This is a genomic window from Variovorax sp. 01T439_2 (assembly GCF_056398445.1).
Genome location: NZ_JBFTPJ010000753.1, coordinates 1 through 2,967, shown reverse-complemented (window position 1 = coordinate 2,967; position 2,967 = coordinate 1). Strand labels below are relative to the sequence as shown.

Here is a 2,967-nt window from a genome sequence, read left to right as displayed (position 1 = left end):
GGCTCTCGGCCGTGCCGCTGCGGGTCATCGAGTTTGCCGAGCAGGTGTCGAAGATGGAGGCGACGAACACGTTGCGCGCGAGGAGGGCCTGGATCCAGGCATCGAAATCGGCATCGCGCAGGTCGCCCGTGAGCGCGCTGTCGCTGCCGAGCGTGCCGCGCACATCGCGCGCGAGAAAGTTTTCCGAAAGGCCGTCGGGCTCCTGGTAGAGCTTGCTGCTGTCGCGCAGGCGGGTGCCGTGGCCCGAGAAGTAGAGCAGCACGAAGTCGCCGCTTCTCGATTGCGCGAGCAGCCGGCCGAGCGCATCGTGGATGGCCTGCGATTCGGGCAGCACCGCGCCGCCCACGCCGTCGGCGAGCACGGTGATGTCGGATGGGGCAAAGCCCTGCTTCAGCAAGGCATCGCGCATCAGCATCACGTCGTTGCGCGGCGCCTGCAGCCACAGGGCCTGCGGCTGGTTGACGAGTTCGGAGACGCCGACGAGCAGGGCACGCTGGGTGGCGAAGGCGGCGTTGCCGAAGACCAGCAGCGCCAACGACAGCAGCAGCTGCAAGCCACGCGATCGCACCCAGGCAGGGCGCCCGATGGATACGCCGCTCGCCCCCACCCCTGCCCTCCCCCGGCGGGGGAGGGAGAAAGGCAGGCGCGTCGCGAACGTCATGGCCGCTCCGGAGCCGGTCCGGCCGACTCGACCAGCGGCGATGCCGCAAGCACCGCGCGGCCGCCGACCGGATCGGCCGCGCGCAGCCGCCAGACGCCGTTTGCATCCGGCCCACCGACCACCTCGGCCGGCATCGAGCGCAGCAGGCGGCCGGCCTCGTCGATGCGCACGCCGTCCTTCCAGCGCACGACCAGGTTGGCTTGCGTTGCAACGGGCGCGGCGGGCACCGCACGAAAGCGCACATCGTCCTGCTCCGCATCCCGGCTGCCGAGCAAACCGGTGTTCTGCACCACCGCGAACAGCGCCAGCACCGCGAACGCGGGACGCAGCCATCCGCCGGAACCGAACCAGTGCCGGATGCTGCCCCACCAGCCGCCTTCGGGCCGCGGCTGCGGCCGGGCGCGCGGCACGCTCGCCGGCGCCGATGCGCGGCTCGAAGCCGGCCGCAGGGCCGTGCCCAGCTGCGATGCGGCGGAGCGATAGAGCGCCTGGTAATCAACACGCGGATCCTGCGCAGCGAGCGGCGTACCGGACAGCACCGAGAACACGCCGCCCACGGTGCGCAGCGCAATGCGCCCGGGCTCGGGCGCGATGGCCAGCGGCGCCTGCGCGGCCCATTCGTCGTGCACCGCGCGGAGCGCGGCCAGCCGGGTGGCCGAGACTTCGCCGAGCACGCGCGCGCACAGCTGCGGACTCGGTTCGAGCGTGAGCATGTTCCAGGCCTGCACCAGGCCGAAGGCCGGCTCGAAGGGCTCGTCGTCGGGCTCGAGCAGCACGTCGAACGGCCCGGCCCAGTCGGCCTCGCCCGCGGCCATCCAGCCCTGCCACAGGTTGCCGTGGATGCAGCGGTCGAGCAGCACGCCGAGCAGCCGCCCTTCGTGCACCACGCTCACGAGGCGGCCCGGCGCCCAGCGCGCACTGAAGGCGCGCTGGGCGACAGCCTCGCGGCGCCGGGCCAATTCGGTGAGCGGAAGCACGAGATCGAGCACGGCACGCGGCGGCGCGGCCGCGGTGCCCTGCTGCGCGGCATGGGGTGCGGCACCGGGCATCGCGACGGCCGCCACGGCGGCTTCCTGGCCGGATGCGCCTGGTGCGCCCGGCATCGCAGGCGCGGTGCCCGCGGCCTGGAATGCGCTTCGGATCACGCTGAGCGGGGGCCAGAGGTCGGTGTTCATGGCGGTCTGTTCCTGAATGGCTATGTCTTCAGGCATAAGACGCTTCAGCACCGAGGATTTTGAAAACCTGCAGGATCGCCGCCATGTTGCCGGGCTCGATCGCAATGCCCAGGGTCTGCTGGATCCAGCCCCCAAGCCGGGTCTTGGCGTAGTCGGCGGTGAGGCCCTCGCGCTTGTGCACCAGGCCCAGCCGGCCCGCGCGGTAGTGGTAGGAGGCGATGGCATGGCGCGAGGCAATGCCCGAGAGGCCGCCCTCGGCCTCCTTGCCGAAGCCCTCGCACAGCAGGATGCGCTCGGGCTCGGGCAGCTCGGCGATGAAGGCGCGCGCGGCCAGCTGCACCGCGCCGGCGCTCAGGCCGTGCTCCGCGAGGCAGCCTTCGAGGTCTTCACCGGCGCCCAGCGCATCTTCGAGCTGCGCTTCGCTGACCTGCTCGCCGATCGAGAGCTTGCGCCGGAATGCGCTCGCGCGCGTGCAGTCGATCAGGTAGCGGCGGAAGTACGCGCACAGGGCAAAGGCGGTGGAGGGCGCGCTGTGTCCCGCGCGCTCGTCGGCCTCGTCGGGATCGGCATCGAGCCGCAGCACCTTCACGTAGATGAACTGCGCCACCAGCTCCTGCCGGCCTTCGCCCAGCACCTGCAGCTCGGGCGGATTGCAGGCCACGAGCGCATCGCCCACGATGCGGTACATGGTGCCCATGTCGCCCGGGGACAGCGTCTGCCGGCGCCGCCAGAGGCGGACGAGTTCGGTGCTTTCCGCGGACGAAAGGGTTTCTTGCATGGGTCAGCGGCCGCCGCCGGGCCGCCCCAAGGCGGGCCGCGCCTCCCCCTCGGGGGGTGGAGTTACAGGAGCGCAGCGAGTGAAAAGCCGGGGGACAGACATGACTCAGTCGTCCACGCACACGCCTTCGGTCGGCACCAGGCACTGCGGCAGGCCGGCGCCCGCCGGGCCGCCGCGCGTGCGGATGGCCGAGGACACCGCCGCCGTGGCCACGGCCAGGCCGCGCGGCAGCAAGATCCAGAGCTGGCCGCGCTCCTTCATGCGGCGCGCGTTGGTCGCGGCCTGCTGGCCGTTGCCGAAGAAATAGTCGGCCCGCACCGCGCCGCGGATCGCGCCGCCGGTGTCCTGCGCAA

General features: G+C 72.1%; 4 protein-coding genes. All 4 read right to left on the bottom strand.

Features of this window, described 5'->3' with window-relative positions:
* Window positions 1–553 (bottom strand): caspase family protein (locus tag AC1DOC_RS27180; protein ID WP_478130872.1); only part of this gene is annotated, 553 nt, incomplete at its 3' end.
* A 104-nt stretch (window positions 554–657) separates the two neighbouring features.
* Window positions 658–1,836, bottom strand: a complete 1,179-nt coding sequence (locus tag AC1DOC_RS27175; protein WP_478079619.1) for a hypothetical protein — start codon at window positions 1,834–1,836, stop codon at window positions 658–660.
* 28 nt (window positions 1,837–1,864) lie between these two features.
* On the bottom strand, window positions 1,865–2,614 hold the full coding sequence (locus tag AC1DOC_RS27170) for a hypothetical protein (protein WP_478079620.1): 750 nt from the start codon (window positions 2,612–2,614) through the stop codon (window positions 1,865–1,867).
* A 105-nt stretch (window positions 2,615–2,719) separates the two neighbouring features.
* Window positions 2,720–2,967: 3D domain-containing protein (locus AC1DOC_RS27165; RefSeq protein ID WP_478130871.1), on the bottom strand; the 248-nt coding region annotated here is incomplete at its 5' end.

Coding starts and splice junctions, on each gene's coding strand:
- AC1DOC_RS27170 (WP_478079620.1), bottom strand. CDS start 2,614: ATGCAAGAAACCCTTTCGTCCGCGGAAAGCACCGAACTCGTCCGCCTC.
- AC1DOC_RS27175 (WP_478079619.1), bottom strand. CDS start 1,836: ATGAACACCGACCTCTGGCCCCCGCTCAGCGTGATCCGAAGCGCATTC.